At 70.0% G+C, this 24447-nt stretch carries 18 protein-coding genes; 8 read left to right on the top strand and 10 right to left on the bottom strand.

What is annotated here, in order from left to right:
- Positions 1 to 11 precede the first annotated feature (11 nt).
- Positions 12 to 1565, top strand: coding sequence for a hypothetical protein (locus tag I3V78_RS22435; RefSeq protein ID WP_204490494.1), 1554 nt, complete (start codon positions 12 to 14; stop codon positions 1563 to 1565).
- Between the two features lies 1 nt (position 1566).
- On the opposite strand, the gene I3V78_RS22430 is transcribed toward I3V78_RS22435, so the two are convergent.
- From I3V78_RS22430 to I3V78_RS39950, 5 genes are all read right to left on the bottom strand, one after another.
- Positions 1567 to 4266 (bottom strand): M1 family metallopeptidase, encoded by a 2700-nt coding sequence (locus I3V78_RS22430; RefSeq protein ID WP_204490493.1) that lies wholly within the window; start codon positions 4264 to 4266, stop codon positions 1567 to 1569.
- Positions 4267 to 4324: 58 nt separating this feature from the next.
- Positions 4325 to 5353 carry a hypothetical protein gene (locus I3V78_RS22425; RefSeq protein WP_204490492.1) on the bottom strand — a complete coding sequence of 343 codons (1029 nt, stop codon included), beginning with the start codon at positions 5351 to 5353 and terminating at the stop codon, positions 4325 to 4327.
- Positions 5350 to 5985, bottom strand: coding sequence for a thioredoxin domain-containing protein (locus I3V78_RS22420; RefSeq protein WP_204490491.1), 636 nt, complete (start codon positions 5983 to 5985; stop codon positions 5350 to 5352). Before I3V78_RS22420 ends, I3V78_RS22425 begins: the two co-directional genes overlap by 4 nt.
- An 81-nt stretch (positions 5986 to 6066) precedes the next feature.
- Positions 6067 to 6357, bottom strand: coding sequence for a hypothetical protein (locus I3V78_RS22415; RefSeq protein ID WP_204490490.1), 291 nt, complete (start codon positions 6355 to 6357; stop codon positions 6067 to 6069).
- A 34-nt stretch (positions 6358 to 6391) separates the two neighbouring features.
- Complete coding sequence (locus I3V78_RS39950) at positions 6392 to 6925, bottom strand: TFIIB-type zinc ribbon-containing protein (RefSeq protein ID WP_204490489.1); 534 nt, start codon at positions 6923 to 6925, stop codon at positions 6392 to 6394.
- A 196-nt stretch (positions 6926 to 7121) separates the two neighbouring features.
- Here I3V78_RS39950 and I3V78_RS22405 point away from each other — a divergent pair, with 196 nt between their 5' ends.
- Positions 7122 to 8462, top strand: a complete 1341-nt coding sequence (locus I3V78_RS22405) for a hypothetical protein (protein WP_204490488.1) — start codon at positions 7122 to 7124, stop codon at positions 8460 to 8462.
- On the opposite strand, the gene I3V78_RS22400 is transcribed toward I3V78_RS22405, so the two are convergent.
- A complete protein-coding gene (locus tag I3V78_RS22400; RefSeq protein ID WP_204490487.1) occupies positions 8459 to 9037 on the bottom strand; it encodes a TetR/AcrR family transcriptional regulator in 579 nt (192 codons plus the stop codon). The genes I3V78_RS22405 and I3V78_RS22400 overlap by 4 nt on opposite strands.
- A gap of 85 nt (positions 9038 to 9122) precedes the next feature.
- Here I3V78_RS22400 and I3V78_RS22395 point away from each other — a divergent pair, with 85 nt between their 5' ends.
- Complete coding sequence (locus tag I3V78_RS22395) at positions 9123 to 10499, top strand: cytochrome P450 (RefSeq protein WP_239576530.1); 1377 nt, start codon at positions 9123 to 9125, stop codon at positions 10497 to 10499.
- 8 nt (positions 10500 to 10507) lie between these two features.
- Here the strand turns inward: I3V78_RS22395 and sppA are convergent, their stop codons facing one another.
- Entirely contained in the window at positions 10508 to 12211 is a 1704-nt protein-coding gene (sppA, locus tag I3V78_RS22390) for a signal peptide peptidase SppA (protein ID WP_204490485.1), read from the bottom strand.
- A gap of 81 nt (positions 12212 to 12292) precedes the next feature.
- Here sppA and I3V78_RS22385 point away from each other — a divergent pair, with 81 nt between their 5' ends.
- Both I3V78_RS22385 and I3V78_RS22380 read left to right on the top strand, forming a co-directional pair.
- Complete coding sequence (locus I3V78_RS22385) at positions 12293 to 12643, top strand: hypothetical protein (protein ID WP_204490484.1); 351 nt, start codon at positions 12293 to 12295, stop codon at positions 12641 to 12643.
- Between the two features lie 139 nt (positions 12644 to 12782).
- Positions 12783 to 13709, top strand: coding sequence for a type VI immunity family protein (locus I3V78_RS22380; protein WP_204490483.1), 927 nt, complete (start codon positions 12783 to 12785; stop codon positions 13707 to 13709).
- 57 nt (positions 13710 to 13766) lie between these two features.
- Here I3V78_RS22380 and I3V78_RS22375 read toward each other — a convergent pair whose 3' ends face one another.
- Positions 13767 to 16124: a fibronectin type III domain-containing protein gene (locus I3V78_RS22375; RefSeq protein WP_204490482.1), complete on the bottom strand. Its 2358-nt coding sequence runs from the start codon at positions 16122 to 16124 to the stop codon at positions 13767 to 13769.
- Positions 16125 to 16352: 228 nt separating this feature from the next.
- Between I3V78_RS22375 and I3V78_RS22370 the strand changes: the two genes are divergently transcribed.
- The gene (locus I3V78_RS22370; protein WP_204490481.1) at positions 16353 to 16664 is read left to right on the top strand and encodes a hypothetical protein; all 312 of its coding nucleotides are present in this window, start codon (positions 16353 to 16355) and stop codon (positions 16662 to 16664) included.
- An 80-nt stretch (positions 16665 to 16744) separates the two neighbouring features.
- Here I3V78_RS22370 and I3V78_RS22365 read toward each other — a convergent pair whose 3' ends face one another.
- Both I3V78_RS22365 and I3V78_RS22360 read right to left on the bottom strand, forming a co-directional pair.
- A complete protein-coding gene (locus I3V78_RS22365; RefSeq protein ID WP_204490480.1) occupies positions 16745 to 18472 on the bottom strand; it encodes a putative ABC exporter domain-containing protein in 1728 nt (575 codons plus the stop codon).
- The gene (locus tag I3V78_RS22360; protein ID WP_204490479.1) at positions 18469 to 19227 is read right to left on the bottom strand and encodes an ABC transporter ATP-binding protein; all 759 of its coding nucleotides are present in this window, start codon (positions 19225 to 19227) and stop codon (positions 18469 to 18471) included. Before I3V78_RS22360 ends, I3V78_RS22365 begins: the two co-directional genes overlap by 4 nt.
- Before the next feature lie 89 nt (positions 19228 to 19316).
- Here I3V78_RS22360 and I3V78_RS22355 point away from each other — a divergent pair, with 89 nt between their 5' ends.
- Both I3V78_RS22355 and I3V78_RS22350 read left to right on the top strand, forming a co-directional pair.
- Positions 19317 to 20753, top strand: coding sequence for a GuaB1 family IMP dehydrogenase-related protein (locus I3V78_RS22355; protein ID WP_204490478.1), 1437 nt, complete (start codon positions 19317 to 19319; stop codon positions 20751 to 20753).
- A gap of 197 nt (positions 20754 to 20950) precedes the next feature.
- Positions 20951 to 24394, top strand: coding sequence for a diguanylate cyclase (locus I3V78_RS22350; RefSeq protein ID WP_204490477.1), 3444 nt, complete (start codon positions 20951 to 20953; stop codon positions 24392 to 24394).
- Positions 24395 to 24447 lie beyond the last annotated feature (53 nt).

Below are 24447 nucleotides of genomic sequence, written 5' to 3'. Positions count from 1 at the left end.
GAGCACACGCCATGTCACTTCGCGATAACGGCCGGCTCTCGCGCCGGGAACTCCTCAAGGCGTTGACCCTGTGCGCGGCGGGCTCCTCGACGCTCGGCACGGTCCTCACCGGGTGCCGGGATTCACTCGTCACGCCCGAGCGGCTCGAGCGACTGGGCGGCCAGCGCACGGCCCGGCTCGACGGCAAACCCCGCTTCCTCATCGTCGTGGGCGCCACGGGCGGCGCCTCCATCGTCGATGGCATGCTCGCGGTGCGCGGCTCCGAGGCCGGCGCCAACGCCGCCACGCTCAACACCTTCCCGGACGCCCAGGTGCAGGACGTGCCGGGCTCGCCCTTCCGCGCGGTGAAGGTGGACAGCCGCAAGCTCGGCAGCATCCCCATCCCGGTGAAGACGGATCAGCTCCCCTTCGTGAAGAAGCACAAGGACACGATGCTGGTGGCCACCACCGTGGGCACCTCGGTGAACCACGCCATCGCGCAGAAGCGCAGCCTCACGGGCAACGCCATCTGGCGCGGCCGTACGCTGCAGGAGTGCATGGCCCTGCAATACGGCGCCGGCTTCGCCATTCCCAACGTCAACATGGCCGCGGGCGGCTACTCCGAGCGGGGCACGGACGACGCGCTGCCCGCGCACTGCTTCGGCGAGGTGGTGGCCAATCCGTCGCTCTGGCCGTTGGGGCTCGATGGGGGCAAGGGCATCAAGGACGCGCCCCCGCGCGACGTGCTGGCGCTGGCCCGCGGGACACGCAACGCGCTCGACTCGCGCTCGGTCTTCGGCCAGACGTTCGACAACGCCCCGGCGCTCCAGCGCTGGAACGAGCAGCGCATCGTCGGACAGCCCGCCCTGGAGATGAAGGATCTCATCACCCGGCTCAACATCCTGCCCGACACGCCCCCGCGCATCCCCCTCACCGAGTACGGGCTGGACAGCTCCCCGGACGGGGCGCGGCTGCGCGAGGTGTTCCCCGAGTACTTCACGGATCCCATCCAGGGCCAGGCGGCCATGGCGTTCCTGCTGCTCAAGTACCGGGTGTCGGTGTCGGTGACGCTGGGGCCCTCGTTCAACGTGGTGGTGGGTGGGCCGGTGGGCATCGCCAACCCGCCCCTGGCCTTCGACATCAGCCACAACGATCACCGCACGGGCCAGGCCTTCATGTGGGCGCGGGTGATGGGCGTGGTGGACAAGCTCATCGAGCTGCTCAAGGCCGAGCCCTTCGACGACTCGGGCGAGAGCATGTGGGATCGCACGCTCATCTACGTGGCCACGGACTTCGGGCGCACGCGCACGCGCACGCGCACCGCGAACGCCGCCGAGTTCGGCTCCGGGCACGACCTCAACAACGGGGTGTTGCTGCTCTCGCCGATGCTCCGGGGCAACACGGTGCTGGGCGGCGTGGATCCCCTCACCACCCTGACCTACGGCTTCGATCCCCGTACGGGCGCGCCCGAGCCGGGCAAGGTGTCCTCCAACGAGGCGGACATCTTCTCGGGCCTCTTGCACACCCTGGGGGTGGACACGTCGGGCAGCGGCCTGCCCGACGCGAGCGCCTTCGCGCGGGGCTGAGCTACTTCGTGCGCCAGCGCGAGAGGAAGGCCTCGACGCTGGGGCCCTGGGCCTGCTTGTACGCGATGCACAGGTCCATCTCCTCCAGGGCCTGGGCGTAGGTGCGGGGCCCCTTCGAGAGGCCCTTCATGCGCTCGGCGAAGAAGGTGGCGAAGTCCTCGCGTTGCTGGGGATCGCAGAAGGACGCGACGGCCCACAGGAGGAGGTTCCCCTCGTCCTCCGGCAGGCGGCGGACGAGCGCGTCGTAATGCGCCTTCACGAAGTCGAACGTCAGCCGCCGGGTGCGCGCGTCCCGGCCCGTGAAGACCAACAGGTAGCGCAGCTCGCGGATGTCCACGCCGGGGTCCAGGAGCAAGCCGAGGTTCTCCTGGACCCGCTCGGGTTGCCGGAAGCCCATGAGCGCCCGGGCGAGCTGTGCGCGCCGCCCGCGATCCGGCTCCAAGCGCCAGAGCTTCACCACCCGCGCATGGAAGGCCGCGTCACCATGCAGGGCCGCCACCGACAACACGGTGTTCTGCAGATCCTTGTCGCGCAGCGGCGACGTGCCCTCGAACCACTGGTTCGCCAGGCGCCGGGCCTCGGCGATGATCGCCGGGTCTCCGCCCATGCCCGTCGCCAGCCGCAGCAGCTCATTGCGGAGCAGCCGCGTGTCCTCGTCCTCGCCCGCGCGGGGCAGGAAGCCCGCGGCCCGAGCCCGTGCCGAGTAGGTCTCCCGCAGCAACCGCTCGCGCGCCGCGCGGCCCTCGTCCGACAAGAGCGTGGGCCTCATCAGGCCCATCAACTCCTGCGAGGCCTCGAACACCTGGCGATCCTTCTCGGCGGCCAGGGCGGGCACCAGCGCGAGCGCGTCCGCGGCCGGTAGCGTGCCGTTGTGGGCCAGGGCATTCACGTCCCCGAGCAGGGCCACGCGCTCGGTGCGCGAGAGGGCCCGCGTGTCGGAGGCCAGCAGCGGGCGGAGCGACTTGCCGTCCAGGGCCATGCGGAAGTAGCCGACGCCCTCCGCGTTCGGCAGGAACCACGCGGGACAGCCCTTCGCCTCGGGCAGGGCCAGCGCGCCCGTCTCCTCGCGCAGCACCGTGCAGGCGCGCGCGGGCTTGCCCGCAGTGGGGTAGCGCACGCACAGGGGGATTGCCCAGCGCCGCGCCGCTTCGCCCTGGGAGCCCAGGGGCAGGAAGCGGCTCTGGGAGAGCTTCACCTCGGGCGTCTGGCCCGCGCAGTCCAGCCGCGCGGAGACGAGCGGCGCGCCGCCCTGCTCCAGGAAGGAGGAGAGCACCTGGGACACGTCCTGGCCCGCCTCGGCGGACAGGGCGGACAGGAAGTCGTCGGCGGTGGCGTTGCCATGGGCGTGCGCGGCGAGGTAGCGGCGCACGCCGCGCTGGAAGACGTCCGCGCCCAGCCACGCCTCCGTCATGCTCAGCACCGCCGAACCCTTGCCGTAGGTGATGCCGTCGAAAGCGGCGAGGATGTCGTCCGAGCGCTCGATGGGCTGGCGGATGCGGCGCGCGGACACCAGGGAGTCACTCTCGAGCGCGGAGGAGCGGTTGCGCGCGGCCTCCTCCGTCGCGCCCCACGAGGGCCGCGCCTCGCGCAGGATGCGGGTCTCGGCCCAGGAGGCGAAGGACTCGTTGAGCCAGAGGTCATCCCACCACGCCATCGTGACGAGGTTGCCGAACCACTGGTGGGCCAGCTCGTGCACCTGTGTCTCGTAGAAGCGGCGCTGCCACTCCACCGAGCCCTCGGCGCTCTTGTTCAGGGCGAGCTCGGTGTTGAAGGTCACCAGGCCCGCGTTTTCCATGGCGCCGCCGCGCAGGGGGATGGCGAGGATGTCCAGCTTCTCGTACGGGTACGGGGTGCCGAAGTAGCGCTCCAGGAGGGCGAGGATCTCCGGCGTCACCTGGGCGGCGTAGGCGGCCTGGGCGCCGCGTCCCTTGGGGGTGATGATGCGCGTGCGCACGGCCTTCTGCCCCGAGGGCTGGGCCTCCACGAAGTCGAACGTGCCCACGCCGAAGGCGATGAGGTAGCTGGGCAGGGGTTGGGTGCGCGCGAAGCGCCACGTGGTGGTGCCCGAGGGGCCGGGCTCCTCGGCCACCTGCGGCGTGTTGGTGACGGCGGTGTAGCCCTTCGGCGTGTGGAAGGTGAGCTGCCAGGGCACCTTGAAGCCCGGCTCGTCGAAGCACGGGAAGACGCGCCGCGCGTCCAGGGGCTCGAAGTGCGTGAAGACGTACCAGCCTTCGAACTCCTGGGCCCGGAAGGCGCCCCCCGTCTCGCGCTCGGACAGGACGCCCTCGTAGACGAGCCGCAGCCGCGCGGCGCCGGGCACCAGCGCCTGTTCGGGCACGAAGCCGAGGAAGTCCCCCTCGCCCTTCGTCTGGCGCACCGGCACCGAGGCCCCGCCCACGGTCAAGGTGGCCTCCTTCACCGTGAGCTCCCGCGCGTGCAGCCACACCACGTCCGCGCCCTGCGTCACGTCCAGGTCGATGTCGATCTCGCCCTGGAAGCGCGGCTGGGCCGGATCGATGGTGAGCGCGGCCGTATAGCCGGTGGGCCGCACGTGGGTGGGCAGGCGCAGCGTGGGGGACGCGGGCGCCTTCGTCTCGACGGCGGGCGGCGGCGGGGACTCGGAGGGAGGAGACGGACGGGACGCACACGCCAACAGGGCGGCCAGCAATGCGAGCGGCGGACACCAGCGGAGTCGGGGCATGGGTGGGATCTAGCCCGGAGCGCCCGGGTTGGACAGCGGGCGCTCCGGCCCCCCTGCGTCAGAACAGCGCGAAGTCCCGGTGCACCATGAAGTTGATGATCGCGGGATAGGTGAGCTGTCCGGGCTCCCCGTCATGCGTATGCCCCGCCTCGATGAAGTGCTGGTACACGGGCACCTTGACGGCCAGCGCGAGCGCCACGTCCCCCACCGGGTAGAGCAGCGTGGCGCCCGCGAGCACGTCCGTGCGCCCCACGTTGCCATCCTGCTGCACCACCCCGTCCCACCGCTCGGGCTGCTCGTTGAGCACGTCCACGCCGAGCCCCAGGCGCAGGCGTCGCACCACGGCGGTCTCCACGGCCGCGCCCGCGGCGAGTCGGTTGCCGGCCTGGTAGCCCAGGCGGTTGCGGTAGAGGAAGAGCTGCGCCTGCCCATAGGCCTGGAGCCGGAAGCGCCCCAGGCTCCGCGCCGCATCCACGGACAGGACGGGATTGAAGGTGCCCGTGCCGAACTGGATGTGTTGATGGGTCAGGCCCCGGCGTCCCAGGTCGAAGGGGTTGGCCTCGATGCGGCCCACGGGCAGGGACACGCCCACGCGGCCCACCAGCGCCACGCCCCCCGGGGACCCGGCGCCCCGGCCGCTCAACCAGGGGTCGCCCACGCCCATCAGGGTTTCATTTCGGTGGTGGATGTTCGCGTAGTCGGGCGCGAAGAGCGTGCCGTCCAGCCGGCGGAAGAGGATGGTGGTGCGGGTGAGGCGCAGGGGCACCTGGACCTCCAGCCCGAGGTGCTCGGTGAGCCCCACCTCGAGCATGGGCCGCAGCTCTCCCGCGTAGAGCATCTGATCATGGAGCTGCGGGGGCTCCTCGCGCTCGCGGCAGATGGGGCCGATGTCCGGACAATGCTCGCTGTGGACGATGTTGACGGCCGTGGTCGTCAGGTTGAGGGTGGCGGACACCTGACCTGGCCGCAGGAGGGCGCCCGCGCTGCGGCCCACCGGCAGGTTCGGGTTGCTGCAACCGGCGCAGGCCTCGGCGCGCGCCGTCCACCCCAGGGTCGCCAGGACGAGCAGCCAGGGCAGTCGGCTCATCGCGCCCCCGCCTGGGTGATGGCGCGATCGAGCGCCCCGGTGTCCCCTCCGGACAGCGTGGCCACCTCCCGGCCCTGCTTGTCGTACACCACGAGCAGCGGCAGCCCGGGCGCGTCCGCGAGGTAGTGGCGCGCGAGCGGGGACTCCCACGAGACGACATTCAACTTGCGGTAGGCCACGTCCGGCCGCTGGTTGAGCCGCGCGTAGACGTGCCGGTCCACCTTGCGGCAGACGGCGCACCAGTCCGCGTAGAACTCGAACACCGTCACCTTGTCCGGCACGAGGTGGGGCTGGAGCGAGGGCACGTCCTCCCCGCCTTCCACCAGGATGCGCAGGTCCGCATGGGGCGCGAGCACGGGCAGGGGCTCGAAGGACAGGTCCGGGTGGCACGGGAAGCACTGGGACTCCGGAACGCCATGGGGGCCGCACCAGTCCCCCGCCTTCTTGAAGCGCGCCTCCAGCTCCGGGTGGCAGCGGGTGCAGGACTCGGCGGGGACGCGGTGGGCGCAGAACTCCGCCTGGGGCCCGTTCACGACACTCAACTGGCTCAACGTGCCATGGGAGGCCGCGGGCACGGCGGCACACCCCCAGGACAGGACGACACTTCCACAAACGAGGATCAAGGACCGCATGGACAGACGACTCCGGACAAAAGAAAGGGAGACGCACGGGCGGAGGACCGCCCGGCGGGGGAACCACGGCCAGGTGTGGCGTCAGGCCCTTCGGGGAGGTCGGAAGACCTCGGGGGGAGCGCCGTCCCGGGGAGCGCCCTCACGCATCAGGGCGAAGGCCCTCGAGGCCGGGGGAGGCGCGGGCAGCACGTGCTCGGGCGGCGGCGCGCTCCACATGCCGCGGGCGCACAGGCATGACTCACAGCCGTCTTCGTCCGGACCCTCGTGCTCCAGACAGCTCCGCGCGCAGTCCTCGCCCGCGAGCACGCGCGGCAAACCACTCAGCATGAAGCCGAGTACGCACACGAGCACGAGGAGGACGAGGCGAATCATCGGGGGCGGTGCTTTCTCTTAGACCGGTGCTCCCCTACCCGTCCAGCATGACGGCGCCCGGGGGCCGGCAGCGCGCGCAGTAGGGATCGCCCTGGTGGGCGAAGGCCCGAGGGCCCCGGACGACCACGCCGCACGCCGCGCACGCCAGGCCGCCGACGTCCGCCCTGACCGAGGGCCGGGGCTGGAGACTCGTCACGCCCTCCAGCCGCGCGAAGCCGGCCGCGTCCACCCAGACGCCCTCGCACCGGGGACACACGTCGAGCTCACAGGCGCTCGTCGTCACCCGCGCGAGCCGCTCGCCACACGCGGGGCAGCCCAGGGGCGCGCCCTGGCAGGTCGGGCACACCCGCCGCTCCTCGGGCACCCGGTGCCCGGCGCCTCGACAGCGGGACGGGGCTCCTCGCGCGGCCTCCCGGAAGACGCGCACCGGCGGCCGATCCGCGAGCCTGTCCCACTGCCCCCGGCCGAACCACAGACCATGGCAGTGCTGACACGTGTCCACCGCCACGGGGCCCACCCGCAGGGACCGCAGGGACTCCTTCGCGCACTGGGGACAGGGTCGCGCCATGCGGACCGTGAGTGTAATCGAGGCCCGTGCCGGGCCCCAGCGCCCCCGCGCCCGGGTGTCCAACGGCGAGCATCCGTGCCGCGCCGCCCCCTCCTCGGGCATGCGCGCGGGGGGGCTTGGAAGTCCCCGTGAACACATGCTACCCCGCCATCCCCGTTTTGCCGGACCCGGCATTGGGCACAGGAGTGCATCCAGGATGAGGCGTTCGATGTCGCGCGCGGTGTGGAGTGCGTGGGTGTTGTGGCTCGGAGCGTGTGGCGGAACCGAGCTGCCCGAGCCGGAGCTCGCCGAAGTTCCGGAAGCGCGTGCCCAGGGCCCCATCGAGGACTGTCCCATCGTCGAGGTCCCCGTGCAGGCGCAGGCGGGCGTCCGGGCCTCCTCGTGCGCGGTGTGCGGCGATGGCATCTGTGATGCGAACGAGAGCGACTTCTCGTGTCCCTCGGACTGCTCCTTCTGCGGGGACGGCGTGTGCAATGGCTGGGAGCACTCCGGGACGTGCCCCTCGGATTGCGGCTCTTACTGCGGCGACGGCTTCTGCAACGGGGGCGAGACGATCGGCTCGTGTCTGGTGGACTGCGGGCCGAAGCTGCGCGCCGCCCTGCTGTACAAGGTGCGCCATTGCCGCAACAACTGGCCGTGCAACAGCCGCCAGTCCCGCGATGACTTCCACTGGTGGGACGACTTCGGGGTGGCCACCGACAAGCAGAAGCGCACGTACATCGCCACGCCGCTCAACCCGCCCCGGCAGGACGTGCGGCACCTGGTCTTCATCGCCGCGGGCCAGCAGTTCGACGCCGACGCCTCGGGGCTCACCGGCCAGTACGAGGGGTACAAGAGCAACTTCGAGTACGACGAGCCGCAAAGCAGCAAGTGGGTCAACCTCGCGCCCAACTCCCTGGCCAGCCAGCTCGTGGAGAGGCAGTACCGCAGTTCGAGCGACACCTTCATGGGGCTCGCGTTCGATGCGCGCTTCAACTACGGCTTCAGCAACTCCAACAAACAGGACATCGAGAACGCCTACTACGAGTGGCTCAAGGAGAAGGCGTTCGCGTGGAACCTCCAGTCCATCTACCTGGCCGGCCACAGCCGGGGCGGCTGCCTGGTGTCGCGGCTGGCGCGGCGCTTCAAGCTGGACTTCCCCAGCATTCCGCTCATCGTCCATGTCTTCGACGGCGTGTGCCACAAGGACGACGGCGAGTTCGGCGTCACTCCCTTGTTCTTCCCCAACCCGGTGAAGCATCAATCGGACTGGTTCGCCTACTCCAGCGACATCGGGGGGCAGTTCTCCACCACCCAGAACCTGGCCTTCTACAACATGGTCTCGGGAGATCAGGTGATGCCCGACTTCGTCGATTTGTTCTCGGGCGTGCACGCGTTCGGATACTGGCATCCGAGCGCCTCCTCCTCGCCTTCGTTCACCGTGGGCGACTGGTACCGGCAGCAGTGGTACGACGCCCCGCACATGACCATGTCCCGGTGGTCGGTGGGCGACGCCCTTTCCCACTACCGGACGACCTGCAACCGCTTCGGCTGCTAGGCCTCGCCCTCGTCGACGATCGCCTGGGTCTCCACCTCCAGCCAGCGGCGGGTGGAGGCCAGGTGCGCCGGATCCAACGGCTGGATGGGCAGGAGCTTCCAGGTGGTGAGGAAGCCCGTCCAGAGGATGCTGATGCGCGCCGCCCGCGCCATGCCGTCTGGCGGGCCCAGCCACCGGGCCAGCGGCGCGATCAGCTTCGTCTGGAGGAACTCGACGCTCGCCGCGTGCGCCGCGGGGTCCGCCGCCGACAGCAGCATCATCGCGAGCGGGCCCGGCGAGTCGGGGTTGTCCACGACGGCCGCCATGAGGTTCGCGCCGAAGTGGCGCCGCTCCCCGCCCAGCAGCCCCTCCAGGCTCACCCGCTCGAGCGTCGCGCGGAACAGCCCCTGCTTCGAGTCGAAGTAGCGGATGACGAGCGCGGGGTTGGCTCCGGCGCGCTCCGCCACGTCCCGCACCCCGGTGTTGGCGAAGCCCCGCGTGCTGAACAACGCCTGGGCGGCATCGAGGATCGCCGCGCGGGTGCGCTCGGCGTCCCGCGGGCGCGCCGCTCTCTTGGGCTCGGTCGGACGGGGCATGGCTCCCTCTATTTACTCGGGTCGGGGGTTCGGGGTATGTCCAGGGTGTAAACGGCTGTTTACATACACCTCGAGGAGTTCCACCATGACCGCGGCACGCCCTCTCGAACCCGCCCGTGCGCTCAAGGAGTACGCGCCCTCCACGCTCGAGGTCCTCACGTCCATCCGGCGCGAGGGCTTCCTGGGCTGGCAGATGAAGGTCTGGCGCGAGCAGGGGGACCTGGTCCGCGTGCGCATGGGCGCGCGCGAGTTCGTGCTGGTGACCCACCCGGAGCACGTGCGCCACATCAACGTCACCCAGCGCGAGCACTACGACAAGGCGGAGAGCTACGACGTGCTGCGCGAGCTGCTGCTCGGCAACGGCATCGTCACCGCCGTGGGCGACGACTGGCGCCGGCAGCGCAAGCTCATGGCGCCGTTCTTCACCCCGCGAGGCGTGGAGAAGTTCTTCCCCATCTTCGTCTCCGACACCCAGGAGCTCATGGAGCGCTGGCGCGCGCAGCAGGGCGCCCGCCGTCCCGTGGAGATGCTCGACGAGATGATGAAGGTCACCGCCGCCGTCATCCTGCACTCGGTCTTCAGCACCGACTCGGGCGAGACCCTGCTGCGCATCAAGCACTCGATCGAGCGGATGATCACGCACATCACGGACATTCAGATGAGCCCCGTGCGGATCCCCCAGTGGGTGCCCACGCCCGGCAACCTGCGCTTCCGCCGGGCGCACACGCTCGTGACGGGCTACATCCAGGAGCTCATCGCGCGGCGCCGTACCCTGCCCGCCGAGCAATGGCCGGACGATCTGCTCACCAAGCTGATGACGACGCGGGACGAGGAGACGGGCACGCTCATGGTGGAGCAGCTCCTGGTGGACAACGGCATCACCATGTTCGCCGCCGGGCACGAGACCACGGCGCGCACGCTCGCGTTCCTCTGGTACGCGCTGTCGCAGAACCCGGAGGTGGAGCGGCGGCTGCACGCCGAGCTGGACGCGGTGCTGGGGGACGCGCCGCCGACGATTTCCGACTTGAAGAAGCTGCCGTACACCCTCCAGGTGGTGAAGGAGGTGCTGCGCCTCTACCCCGCCGCGCCCATGTACGCCCGCGACGCCATCGCCGATGACACGCTCGACGGGGTGCACATCCCCCAGGGCACGCGGACCATCATCTTCACCTACGCCACCCACCGGCACCCGGACTTCTGGGAGGCGCCGGAGCGCTTCGACCCGGATCGCTGGCTGCCCGAGCGGGAGGCGGCGCGGCATGCGCAGGCCTACCACCCGTTCGCCGCCGGGCCGCGCATCTGCCTGGGCAACAACTTCTCCCTGCTGGAGACGCACGTGATGACGGCGATGCTCGCGCGCCGCTTCAAGATGCGCCTCAAGCCCGGCCACGTGCCCCAGTTCGACCTGTTCGGCACCCTGGGCTCGCGCAACGGCCTGCCCATGCTGATCGAGGCGCGGTAGCGCGCGGCTCAGCGCGCCCGCTTCCCCTCGCGCGCGAGGCTCCACGCGGTCGGGCAGAAGGCATAGGTGCCCGACCCCGAGGCCCCGCCCAGCACCAGGCGCAGCAGCGAGAAGCGCCGCTCCGCCTCCCCGAACGTCTTCAGGTCGAAGGGCCCCGTCACCTGGGCGAGCGCCATGGCCCGCGCGCACGCCTCCTCGAAGCCCCCGTCCGTGCGGTCCACCAGCCCCACCGCGAGCGCCCGCTGGCCGCTGTACACCCGGCCCTCGGCCAGCGCGTGGATCTCCTCCTTGGTGCGCTTGCGCGCCTGGGCCACCTGCTCCAGGAAGGACTGGTAGGTCTCCTCCACCTCGGCCTCCATCAGCGCCCGCTCGTGCTCGGTGAAGCCGCGCGAGGAGGAGTAGATGCCCGCCGTCTCGCCCCGGGTGATGAGCGTGCGGTGCACGCCCAGCATCCGTTGGAGCCCCGAGAAGTCGAACTTGCCCGCGAACACGCCGATGGAGCCCACGATGGCGTGGGGCGTGGCCCAGATCTCCCGGGCCCCGAGCGCCGCCATGTAGCCGCCGCTGGCGGCCACCCGGTCCACGAAGGCGATGACGGGCTTCTTCCTGGCCACGCGCTGCACCGCCTCGAGGATGATCTCCGAGGCCACCGAGGAGCCGCCCGAGCTGGCCACGTACAGCACCACCGCCTTGGCCCGGCGATCCCGGCCCGCCGCGCGCAGGGCCTTGACGACCGCGTCCGAGCCCGCCATCTCCGGGCCGAGCCCCGAGCCGCCCTTGCCCGGGACGATCATCCCCGACACCGGCACCACGGCGAGTCGGGGCTTGAGGCGCAGCGGGCGCCAGCGCACCGGGGGCCAGGGCAGCCGCGCCCGGTACACGGCCATGGGCTCCACGCCCTCGTCGTCCTCCGCCTCGCCCTTCTTGAGGCCCAGACGCGCGGGGAGATCCACCTCGTCACACAGCCCGTCCACCAGCCCCTCGGCCGCCGCGCGCCGGGCGCTGTAGGGCCCCGCGTCGATCCACGCCTTCACCTGCTCGGGCGAGCGCCGCCGGCCCCGGGCCACGCCCTCCACCAACTCCGTGTAGCGCTCGTCCAGGAAGCCCTCGAGCGTGCGCCGCTGGACGTCCGTGGCCTGGGGGTGGGTGAAGAGCTCGGGCATGGTCTTGTACTCGCCGCGCCGGAAGAAGTGCGCCTGGATGCCCACGCGGGCGAGCCCCTCGCCCAGGGCCAGGGCCTCCGCGGCGTAGCCCACCAGCTCCAGGCGGCCCGCCGGGGACAGGAGCACCTCGTCCGCCGCGCACATCACCTGGTAGCCCAGGCTGTCCACGCTCACGGCCCAGGCCACCACGCGCTTGCCCGCGGCGCGGAAGTCCCCGAGCAGCTTCACCAGCACGTCCCGCTTGGCGGGCGGCACGGCCAGGTCCTCCAGCTCCAGGAGGATGCCCTGGATGCGCGGATCCCGGGCCAGGAGCGCGAGCGCCTCGCGGAAGGACTCCAGGGAGGTGACGGTGGCGGGCTCGGGGCGTGCCTGCCCGGAGAGCAGGCCCAGGCGCCGAGCGCGTGGCCGCTCGCGGTAGGCGGGGTCTCCGGACAGCCGGAAGCGCACGTAGGGGGAGCGGTCGCGGGCGGCGAGCAGACGCAGCGGCCAGCCCAGCAGGGTGCGGATCAGGGTCAGCAGGTTGAGTACGGGGACGAGGAGGAGGCGCACACCTCGGGCGCCTAGTGGACCCCGCTGGGGGACGCAAGCCCTGTTCTGCGCGGATGTCGGGTCGTGATAGGCTGCGCGCCCATGTCCTTCGCCCGTGCTTCGCGTCTGCTGGCGGTCCTCGCGCTCGTCTCCGGAGGCGCCTCCCTCGCCCAACACCGACAGCTCCAGTCCTTCCAGCGTGACGGAACGACGCAGCAGGAGCGCGATGCCCTGCGCTCGCGTCCCAAGTACAACGTCAACGAGTATGGCAAGGACATCAAGATCAAGCAGGATCCCATTCCCTGGAAGGCCATTGGCCTCGCGGTGATCTGCTTCTCGGTGGCGGCGCCCTTCGCGTGGCGCACGTACAAGCGCACGACGAAGGAGATGTCCGAGGCGAACGTGTTCGGCGTGCAGCGCGGGGACGCGGCCGTCGAGCCCGATCCGGAGTAGCCGCCGCGGTGAATGAGGCGCGCATGGCCCGTGGCGTCCAGATCCTCTGGATCGGGATCTCGTTGCTCTCGGGCTGTGCCGCACGAAGTCCCCTCCCCGGATTGTCCAATCAGACGACGGACTCCGCGACGCGATCCCGATGAGCGCGCGCTACCCGCGAATCCGGCTCCAGGAATTCTTCGAGGGCCAACCCTTGGCGTTGGTCCGCGAGGGGGTGTCGTTTTCCTTCTACACGCGGTGCGCTCACGAGCACCTGGCCCCCGCGGTCCTCCGCGCCTTGGAACTCTACCTTCGCACCGTGGGCCCGCAGGCATTGAGCGGATACTTCGATGCCGAGGGCGACTGGCGAGAGCTGGACACGGTGGGATGGCTCGACATCCGCCAGAAGCTGCTGAACCCGCGAGGGGCCCGGATCGAGTTGTCGAGGAGTCCTGACGCGCTCACCGGTCATGCCTGGCGCTACCAAGGGCGGGCCCTCGATGAATCCGCCGGAGCGTCCGAGGAAACCCGTGAGCTGTCCTTCTCGGTGCCCACCGAGTATCTGGAGCAACAAGGACCCCATCGGGTGCGGGACCTGGCACTCCGCATCGCCAGGACCCTTCCCTTCGACTCAGGCCACGCGGGAATGACCCTGCTGTTTCCTGGCTGGACCCCGCGCAATACCCCGCTCCTCCGCGATCGTTTCTTCCGACACCCGGGCCTGGACATTCCCGAACCCACGCTCGCCCGCTCCTTGGGGATGAAGCTCAAGGGCGCCTATTGGTTGACCTTCCTGGGCCCCACCGTCCTCGCGGCCCTGGGCGGAGAGGTGGGATTGCGTGAACGACTGCGCGATCCTGGAAGCAGCGTGGAGTCCTGGGATGGCGCGCACGCGGTGGTGACCTTGGGCGAATGGCCGGAGCTGGGCGATTCGCGGACCGCGGACGGGCTTCCCGCCTATCGCGCGCTGGCCCGTGTCTTGGAGCCCTGGCTCTACATCGAGCCGCGTTGGCCCTGGGGCAATCTCACCCTGGACGAAACGCGCCGCTGGCAATGCCGCTTCCTGGAGGACGAACGCCTGAAATGAAGCGGCCCACTCCCGCCGCGTGGCGGAAGTGGGCCGGCTCACACCCGACTCATGGACTCAGGGCTTGGTCCAGGTGTACGTCGCCGTGTCGTACTGGGCGCCGCTCTTGTTGTAGGTGAACGAGTACGTGAGCACCGTGCCCGAGCTCAGGCCCGACACCGTGTACTCCCAGCGGCCCGTGCCGCTGTTGTACGTGGCGTTCAGGTTCTGCTGGCCGATGCCCGGGGTGCTGTAGTGGAGGATCACGTAGTTCGCCGTGAAGCCCGAGGCCTTGAACCACAGCTGCGCCTGGGTGCTGCTCACGTTGGTCGCGCCGGTGGTGAACTCGGCGCCCGGGTTGGTCGAGCCCGCCTGCGTGGTGGCGCTCGCGGTGTTGCTCGCCCCCGAGGTGTTGCCCGCCGCGTCCCGCGCCCGGACCGTGTAGCTGTAGGCCGTGGAGGCCGACAGGCCCGTGTCGCTGTACGTGGTGGAGCCCGCCGAGCCCACCTGCGCGCCGCCCCGGTAGACGTCGTAGCCCGTCACGCCCACGTTGTCCGAGGACGCGCTCCAGGTCAGGTTGATCTGGCTGCTGGAGCTGGCCGTGGCCGAGAGGTTCGCCGGGGTGCTGGGCGCCTGGGTGTCGCTCGCGGGAGGCGTGCCCGTGCCCGCGTACTCGTTGTAGGTCTGGCGCATGGCGTCCGCGGGCGTGTTGCCGTAGACCCGGCCGCCCAGGCCGTTGACGATGTGGGTGATCTCGCTGCCCGCCGTGCCGTTGAGCCAGATGGTCGTCATGTGGTGCAGCTTCACGCCCGAGGTGTTGGGCACCTCGATGGCGTTCTCCAGCTTCACGGGCGCGTCCCGGAAGAAGGAGTACACGCCCAGGCCCCACGCCTCGTGGGTGGTGACGTTGCTGGCCACCTTGTACGAGGCGTAGCCGTTCACGGTGCCGTTCTTCCACGACGCCTGGTTGGGCACGTCGTAGGGGATCTCCGACTGGTAGAAGTAGACCCGGCCGCCGTTGGCGTTCCACACCGTCTGGTACTCGTTGTGGTGCTCGTTGAAGAGGCCGTAGATGGTCACGTCACGGCCGTTGACGACCAGGCCGTTCTTGGTGGGGTTGGTGGTCCACGCGGCGCCCTCGCCGTGGTCCGCGCGCCACAGCCAGAGCTGGTCGGCCACCACGTTGTGGCTGTTGATCTTGATGCCCACGTCGTTGCGGCCCGCGAACGAGCCGCCCGTGCGCACCGTCAGATCGTAGAGGAAGGTGGGGTTGGTGGAGTGGCTCGCCGAGCTGCCCGAGGGACCGACCTCCAGCAGGCTCGCGGAGTTGATGGGACCGGCCTCGAGGATGAGGCCACCGATCTTCACGCCGTCCACGTCCGCCACGGTGATGGTGGGCTGGCCCGTGGTGGCCACCAGCGAGGGCACGCCGAGGCCCAGCACGATGGTGTTGGCGTTCTTCACGCGCAGGGCGTCGTTGAGCTTGTAGACGCCCGGGGTGAACAGCAGGTGCTTGCCCTGGGTCAGCGCGCTGTTGAGGGTGGCGGCCGTGTCCGTCTCGGGGCGGGCGATGTAGAACTGCGAGATGGGCAGGGACTGGCCGGGCGTCGGGCCGCTGGCCCAGCTGATGCCCTGGGTGTTGGTCTGCAGCGCCGGCACGAAGACGTAGTACTGGCCGTTGCTGAAGTAGGGGTACGGCTTCTCCCGGATGATGGGCGTGCGATCAACCACCGTGTAGGGCGGCTCGGGGAAGGTGGCGCCCGAGGGCGTGTTCACGCTGCCCACGAACACCATGTTCCACACGGCGTTGTTCCAGCTGGCCCACTTGCTGTTGCGCGACAGCCACTGCTGCTGGGAGGCGGGCACCACGATCTTGTCCACGAGCGAGTCGGCCAGGAAGCCGCCGCTGGCCCAGCCCGCGTTCCAGCTCGAGTCGAAGTCGAACAGGTGCAGCTCGCCCTTGACGTGCAGGCGGCGCAGGGGCGCGGCCTGGGACACGGCGATGCGCGTGACGCCCGTGGACGGCGTGACGGCGAAGTTCTCCAGGGTGCGCCAGAAGTTGCACGTGGCGTTGGCGTTGGGCATCCACTGGGAGTTGACGTTCACCCCGCCGTTGATCTGCACGTCGTCCGGGCTCTGACCGAGGCCCGCCACGTGGGTGTAGAAGCCCACGTTGAAGTTCACGTTGTTGTACGTGCCCGGCTTGAAGAGCAGCGCGTAGCGCTCCTGGCCGAACTGGTTGGACTCCATCTTGGTGAAGATGGAGGTGGCGGTGCTGGAGATGTCCCCCGCCGGCATGGTGGGGTCGAAGACGTAGACGCGCGGGCCGAAGATGCTGGTGGTCGCGTCGGAGATGGGCGCCGCCTGGGCGCCGGTCGCGCACAGGCCCGCGGCGGTGGCCACCGCGGACAACGTGGATGCCAGACTTCTGTTCATTGCTGTCTCCTGGGGGGAACGAGCGCTCGTCCGACGGATCAGGGGCATCTCCGCGAGGCGCGGGATGGCGTCCGGACGCGATGTCAGACACTCGCAAGGACAGATTTAAAGAGGATTATCCTGGAAGTAAAGCTTTCTTTTTAAAGCCCTCTCAAGCAGCGAGAGCGGTATTTCGTCCGCATGCGTCAAGCTTTTGTCCGCAACGAACTCCTGGGGCATCTTGCCCCCATGCCAATCCCAGCCATCAAGACGTGCGCCGTCTGTGGCCGCGCCATCGCCCCGGACGCGCTGTACTACCGCTTCGCGCTCACGCTCCAGGCGGAGCAGGACGTGATCGGCGGCGGCGCGGGCACGCCGGGCGCCGACTCCCCCGAGGAGGAACTCACGGTGCTGCTCAAACGGTTGGAGGACAGCCCGGACTCGGCCGAGGCCTGGGAGGAGCAGGTGCACTGGGAGCGTGGCGGCACCGTGTGTACGGCCTGTCGCACCGTGGTGGTGCGCCTGCTCACCTCACCGCCCGGGCCCGAGCGGCCCCACTGAGCGCGGGCGCGCTTGCGAGGCTTTGTCCGGTACAGGACACCGCCTCCCGGCGCGTCTGGTGTTGCGCTGGGCAACCACTCTCACGTTCCGGTGCCGCGGCCCTCGCCCGACACGTCGAGCTGCTCGAAGGCACGGCCCAGGCCCACGATGCCCAGGGCCACCTCCCCCACCAGCACCGCCGCCGCGCTCAGGCCCGCGAAGGGCAGCGCCCACACGTCCAGCCCGCCGAGCTCGTAGAGCGCGAAGCCCACCACCGCCGCGAGGAAGGCCGCGGGCACCAGGCCCACCAGCAGCACCACCAGGGTGCCCACGAGCGTCAACAGCCGCTGGCCCATGGCCTCCAGGCCCCGCGCCCGCTCCCCCTCCGGGGGCAGCCAGGCGGGAAAGAGCACCACCGCCGCGTTCTGCACGAAGAGCCCGCCCAGCGTCACCGCCGGCAGCACGCACAGCGCGGCCAGGCCGCCCGCCACCCACGTCTCCGCCCAGGGCCCGCCCCGCCACAGCGCCAGGCCCATCGCCAGCACCAGCAGCACGATCTGGGTCCCGCCCAGCAGGAGCGCGGGCGCCGCCAGCTCCGCGGCCACCACCTGCCGCCCCGTGAGCGGCAGGGCGCGCAATTGCTCCAGGCGCGGCAGGTCCATGCGCAGGTCCACCCGCACCGACGAGGGCCCGAAGACGCACAACATCACCGCGATGCCCGCGCACAGCGGCGCGAGGAACAGGCGCAGGTGGCCGAGGATCTCCGCGGGCCCCTCGCCCGAGGCCACCGCCGCCACCACCCCGCCCACCACGCCCGCGGCCACCAGCCGGCCCGGGCCGCCCAGCCGCCGTCCGGCGACCAGGTTCTTCCAGAGCAGCGCCACCTCCGGACGGCCCCGGGCGGACAGCCGGAAGGGCTGCCGGCCCACGCGCGCGGGCGCCGCCCCGCCCCGTCGCGCCAGCTGCTCGCGCCGCCGCGCCCGCTCCTCGGCCCGCACCACCGCGGCCTCCTCGAAGGGCACGGCCGACGTCATCACCCAGGTGTAGTGCAGCCCGAGCAGGCCCAGGGCCAGGGGCAGCCGCCGCGCGAAGGACGCGCCCTCCTCCGCGAAGGCCACCGCCAGCAGCACCCGCCCCGGCCACAGCACGGGCGAGTCCAGCCAGGTGAGCAGCCAGGCCCGCAGCTCCCCGCGCTCGCGCGTCTCGGCGGGAAAGGGGTGCGCCTCGAGCCCCGCCAGCACCGCGCCCACCAGCACGGCGAAGACCGCGGTGAGCACGCCCCAGCGCAGCACGCTCCCCCACCGCCCCCAGCGCGCGAGCCGCGTGCGCGTGAAGGACGCCGCCGTGGTGTGCAGGCTCACCGTGGTGAGCGACAGGAAGGTGCCCACGAAGAAGAACGCCGGCTGGGGGCTGAGCACCCGGCTGGTGAAGACGGTGGCGAAGAGCGCGCCCGCCCCGGCGCCCACCAGGCCCCGCAGCAGCTTGAAGTGCAGCAGGTGCCGCCGCGACACGGGCGCGGGGAAGAACTGCTGCACCTCCGTCTCGCTGAAGGACAGCGCCGGCCGGTCCGGGCCCAGCGCCCAGGCGGACAGGAGCGTGCCCAGGGCGGCCGCCATGAGCAACGCCTGGGCGAAGTGCCGCGCCAGGGGCGGCACCGCCTCGCCCGCGTCCAGGTAGCTCAGCCGCCGCAGCAGGAAGGAATAGACGTACAGCGCGCCCACCGCCGCGCCCACCAGGTACTTGGGCTGGCGCAGCCGCCGCGCCTGGTGAATGAGCCGGTTGCGGGTGGACGCCACCCACAGGAACACCGCCGCGCGGGGAAAGCTCATGGCGCCGTGCGGGTGATGTGGATGAAGAGCTCTTCCAGGGACGCGCCCGAGTCCTCGCTCCCACTCAGGTGCGCGCGGATCTCCGCGAGGCTCCCGAGCGCCACCGCCCGGCCGCCGGCGATGACGAGCAGCCGGTGGCACAGCTCCTCCACCAGCGGCAACAGGTGCGAGGAGAGCACCAGCGCCGTGCCCGCCTCCGCGCGCTGACGCAGCGAGGCCTTCATGCGCCGGATGGCCAGGGGATCCAACCCCGTGAGCGGCTCGTCCAGGATGATGAGCCGGGGCTCGTGCAGGAATCCGCACGCGATGGACAGCTTCTGCTTCATCCCCCGCGACAGCTCCCCGGGCAGCGCCTTCTCCTTGCCCGTCAGCTCCATCTCCTCCAGGAGCGCCCGCCCCCGCGCCTCCCAGTCCTCCACGCCGTACAGGCGCGCCACGAAGTTCAGGTGCTCCCAGACGGACAGGTACTCGAAGAGCCGGGGCTCGTCCGGCAGGAACGCCAGGGCGCGCTTGGCCTCCACGGGCGTCTGGGCCAGGTCATACCCCGCCACCCAGATGCGGCCCGTGGAGGGCGGCAGGATGCCCGCCAGACACCGCAGCGTGGTCGTCTTGCCCGCGCCATTGGGCCCCACCAGGCCGAGCACCTCGCCCGGCGCCACCTGGAAGGTGAGGCCCCGCACGGCCTGGACCTCGCCGTACGTCTTCTCCAGGCCGCTCACGCGCAGCACCGGCGCCCTCGTTCCGGCCTCGTTCATGGGCGACAAAATACGCGGCCCCCCCGGGGGTTTCCACCCTCGCGCGCGCCCGGGGACGGTAGGGTGCGGCTCCCGACACGGAGGGTGTGATGCGGTTCCTCGATGGCCAGAAGCCCACCTACGATCTCACGTACACCGATCTCTTCCTGGTGCCCTGCCGCTCGGAGGTGACCTCGCGCCTGGACGTGGACCTGACGCCCCCGGACAAGGTGGGCACCACCCTGCCCCTGATCGTCTCCAACATGACAGCCGTGTCGGGCAAGCGCATGGCGGAGACCATCGCCCGCCGGGGCGGCATCGCCGTGCTGCCCCAGGACATCCCGCTGGACATCGTGGCGAGCAACATCGCCTACGTGAAGTCGCGCCACCCCGTCTACGAGACGCCCATCACGCTGCGGCCCGGGGACACCGTGCAGGAGGGGCTCAACCTCATCCACAAGCGCGCCCATGGCGCCGTCATCGTCGTCAACGAGCACGAGGAGCCCCTGGGCATCTTCACGGAGAACGACGCCCAGGACGTGGACCGCTTCACCCAGCTGCACCGGGTGATGTCCACCGAGCTGCTCACCTTCGAGGAAGGCACGCCCCTGGAGTCCATGTTCGAGCAGCTCGCGGGCAAGCGCTTGTCGTGCGCGCCCGTGGTGAAGGGCCGCCGGCTGGTGGGCGTGGTGACGCGCCGGGGCGCGCTGCGCTCCACGCTCTACAAGCCCGCTCTGGACCCCCGGGGCCAGCTGCTCATCGGCACGGCCATCGGCATCAACGGGGACGTGAAGGGCAAGGCCGAGGCCCTGCTGCGCGCGGGGACGGACCTGCTCGTCATCGACGTGGCGCACGGCCACCAGCGCAAGATGCTCGAGACGGTGGAGCTCGTGCGCGCGCTCTCTCCCACCGTGCCCATCATGGCGGGCAACGTCGTCACCCGCGAGGGCACGCGGGACCTGGTGTCGGCCGGGGCGGACCTGGTGAAGGTGGGCGTGGGCCCGGGCGCCATGTGCACCACGCGGATGATGACGGGCGTGGGTCGGCCCCAGTTCTCCGCGGTGCTGGACTGCGCCGAGGAGGCCCGGAAGCTCGGCCGCCACATCTGCGCGGACGGCGGCGTGCGCCACCCCCGGGACGTGGCGCTCGCGCTCGCGGCGGGCGCGGCCAGCGTGATGATCGGCTCGTGGTTCGCGGGCACCTACGAGAGCCCCGCGGACACGCTGCGCGACAACGACGGGCGGCTCTACAAGGAGAACTTCGGCATGGCCTCGCAGCGCGCGGTGAAGGCGCGCACCCGGAGCGAGTCCCTGTTCGAGCGTGCCCGCAAGGAGCTGTTCGAGGAGGGCATCAGCACCTCGCGCATGTACCTGGACCGCGAGCGGCCGGGCGTGGAGGACATCCTCGATCAGATCGTCGCGGGGGTGCGCAGCGCGTGCACCTACGCGGGCGCGCGCACCCTGGAGGACTTCCACCACAACGCGGTGGTGGGCACTCAGAGCCAGGCGGGCTACGAGGAAGGCCGCCCCGTGCGCACCAGCTGGTAAGGGGCGCCCGGCAATTCAGAAGCCCAGCAATCTCAAGGGGTTGCTGGGCTTCTTGTCCTCGTTCGACCCGCGGCTCGCTTTTTCGCCCTCCGCCAACTGGCTATGCTCGGCGTCGAGAGTTGGATCGTGGAGTCGCATCCGCGATGGAGTCGCTAGAAATGACGCGCCCCTCAGTCCCAGGAACAGCACCGGCCACAGTGAATGCGGCCCAGTCCGATGACGGGCGTCCTGAAGACACCCTTGCCGGCGGCGCCCCACTGCCCCGAGGCAACGACAAGGCCACGCCCGCGGCCAAACCCATCCAACCGCGTGTCGACTCCGATGCCTCGCATACCCAAGACGAGGGGCGCAACACCAGGTACTCCCGTGTCAGTAACATCAAGGAGCTGGTGACCCCGGTCGACGCGGAATGCTGCCTCGTGCAGATCCATGGGCCGGAGTTGGGCAAGAAGTACACGCTCCTCGACCTCGAGTTCTCCATCGGGCGTGAAGAGGGAAACCACATCGTGGTGGACCTCGACAACGTCTCGCGCAGGCATGCGCGCATCCTCCGCCATCAGGGGCGGATGTTCGTGCAGGACCTGGGCTCCACCAACGGCACCTACCTGAACGATCAGGAAGTGATGCAGCCGACGCTCCTGCGCAGTGGCGATCTCCTCAAGGTGGGGGGTGCGGTCTTCAAGTTCCTCACCGGCGACAACGTGGAGCTGCAGTACCACGAGACCATCTACACGCTCACCATCCAGGACGGTCTGACCGGCATCAACAACAGGCGCTACTTCCTGGAGCACCTGGAGCGCGAGATGATCCGGTGCCATCGATATGGCCGCCCCCTGACATTGATCCTCTTCGACATCGACTTCCTCACGAAGATCAACGACGTGCACGGCCACTTGGCGGGCGACTACGTGCTGCGCGAGCTGGCGCAGACGCTCAAGCGACTGATGCGCAAGGATCAGTGTTTCGCGCGCTACGGAGGCGAGGAGTTCGCGGTCATCATCCCCGAGGACGGGGGCGACAGAGCCCTCCTCTTCGCGGAGAAGCTCCGCTGGTGCATTGAGCAGAAGCAGTTCGTCTTCGAGAATCAGGAAATTCCCGTCACCATCTCCCTGGGGGTGGCGGGCTTGATGCCCGACATGGTGGAGCCCTTGCAGTTCATCAAACGGGCGGACGCCAACCTCTACAAGGCGAAGAAGACGGGCCGCAACCGAGTCGTCGGGGCAGGTGCGTCCGTGAGCGATGCGGGCCCCGTCGCGAGCCCGCCCGCACGGATTCCCCGTCGCCCCATTGGTGGACTGGCGCTGGTGCGGCGCAACCTCAACAGAGCCACTCCGGGCCCGGTCCTGGCGTTCGAGGTCGCGGGCGAACGCGACATCATCGACATCTTGGGATCCTCGGGCTTTGAATCGTGGCTCTTCGAATTGGAACAGGACGTTGAAAAAGTCATTGGGCTCACCACGCTGCTCGGGAGCTGGAGGGAACGCTACATCCTCGCGGCGCTGGACGGCGGTGACACGTCGACTTCGGCCCAGGACGTGATCAACGCGGTGAGGATCGCATGGACCTCACGGCCCATCCCAGAGGCCGCGAAAGGAAGATTGACGCGCTCATTGCGCACGGCGTTCGTCGCGCGAGACGAGGTCGTGAAGTTGAGCGAGCGGTGTTTGGATCATCTCGCGGTTCAACTCCTGGATGACGCGGGACGCGCCACTCAGCAAGGCGCGCGGCCCGAGTTCCCCTTTCCGCTCGCCGCGCCTTGTGCGCTGATCGCCGCCCAGCGCACGGCGTTCACCCGCTTCAAAGCCATCGTGGACGCCTTGGAGTCCGCGCTCCGCTTCGTGGTGGCCTTGGAGATCGCCCTGTTGCGCGAGAGTGACGAGGCACGCGTCCTCGGCCAGGCCTCGATCCTGCTCGCCCCGCATACCGGCCGACCGCTCCCTCTCAAGACCTGGGAATCACTGGCCGTCCAGCTCGCCCCATTGCTCGCGCTCGTGCCCGCCTCCCCTCTCGTCGGCATGTTGCGTCAGTTGACCCGACAGTATGGCGAGCGCTCCGGTGTCGCCGAGCGAGTCCACTGGGCGGTTCGCGAACAAGAGCGGCTCATCGGGCAAGGCGTCACCCTGTCCGACGATGCCTACCGTGAACAGGAGGGACTCTTCAGCAAGGTCCTCCATGATTTTCTCGTGATGCTCGGGCCGTTGAAGCACATGTCACTCGTCAGTGTCGCGGAGATCGAGTCACTCGACACGGATGACGAGGACATCCGCTATGCGTTCTACAGCCATCAAGGCATCGCCGAACATTTTCCCATCCACCACGGGAGCACCGAGGCGCGTCTCGCGCGTGACTGGTGCTACCTGATCGCCGAGGATCGGGGTCCGCTCTGCCTCGCGCCCATCGTCGCGGCACGAACCTGCGAGGAGTGTGGCCGGGTCGAGGTATTCCTGGCCGAGGGCCTCTGGCTGGGACCCAAGGGCGTGGAGTCAAGCCTCCGGGGCGTCACCTCCAACCATCGCGCCTCGATTCGTGTTCCCTTCGACAAGCGGGCGCAAGCGTTCTTCGCGGCCACCACGTCCACTCAGGCGCCTGCTGGGGCCCCTCCGAAAACACTGCCTGTCGCTCCCGCCGCACCGGTGGACACCGCCGCGGCTCCGCATCACGTGGGCCCGCTTCCCAAGAGTTCACAAACGGTGTTCATCCGGACGCCGGCGCTCGCGCCTCCGAGCGCTGTCCCTTCGGACATCTCGATTCCCCGAAGTCTGCGGGAGGCGCTCGGCGCGGGACGCGTCATCCCGTTCGTCGGTGCCGGCGCCTCCATGGCCGTCATGGACTCCGCCCATCCGGGCAAGCGACTCTTCCCAAGTTGGGAGTCGCTGCTGTTCACCGCGGCGCAGCGACTGGAGGCGGAGAATCTCAAGGGCGATGCGGATGCGGTGCGTGGCGCCTTGACCAAGAAGACGCCCAACTACCTCGATGCGGCCCAGGCCGCGCGGGAGGGCCTGGGGGCGACCTGGTACAAGATGCTCGGCGAGTTGTTCGATCCGCCTCGTCACCGGGCGCAGGAGTCGAGCCTCGCGCTCGCCCGTGCCCTCTGGAGCCTTGGCAGCAAGCTCGTCGTGACCACGAACTACGATCGTGTCCTTCACTGGGCGTGTCCGCAGTGGCAGGACCTGCGCTACTGGGACGTCCAGGCGCCCGACGGTTTGATGAAGCTCCTGCAAAGCACCATCGAGCATCCGACCCTCTGGCATCTGCACGGCTCCATCGCGAATTCGACGGGCCTGATCCTCACGCCGGACGGTTACAGCCGCTTGTACCCGGACAGCAAGGATAGGGTGCTCCACTACGAGGCCGCGCTCTCGTCGCTGCGCTACCTGCTCGCCTCCCACACCCTGCTCTTCGTCGGATTCAGCTTCGATGACACGAGCTTCGGCGATCAGCTCAGGTGGTTGGAGGAGACCTTCCAGGGCACTGGAGGACCGCATTACGTCCTCGTGCGCGAGGCGGAGCGCGATCGGATGCGTTCACGATTGAAGGGGCTTCCCCTCGAAATGCTGACCTATGCGGAGCATGGAGAGCCCCTCGTGAACCTCGTCACATCACTCGCCGCCGCGCAGCAGTCGAACGCGAAGGGCTCATGACCCCACCAGCTGGTGAGGGTCCCCCAGTCGCGCGGTCAACCTGGAGCGGGAGG

It is taken from the genome of Archangium primigenium (assembly GCF_016904885.1).
In the GTDB taxonomy this organism is placed as follows: Bacteria; Myxococcota; Myxococcia; order Myxococcales; family Myxococcaceae; genus Cystobacter; species Cystobacter primigenius.
The sequence above is the reverse complement of the archived record's forward strand: the minus strand, read 5'-3'. Positions and strand labels throughout refer to the sequence as shown.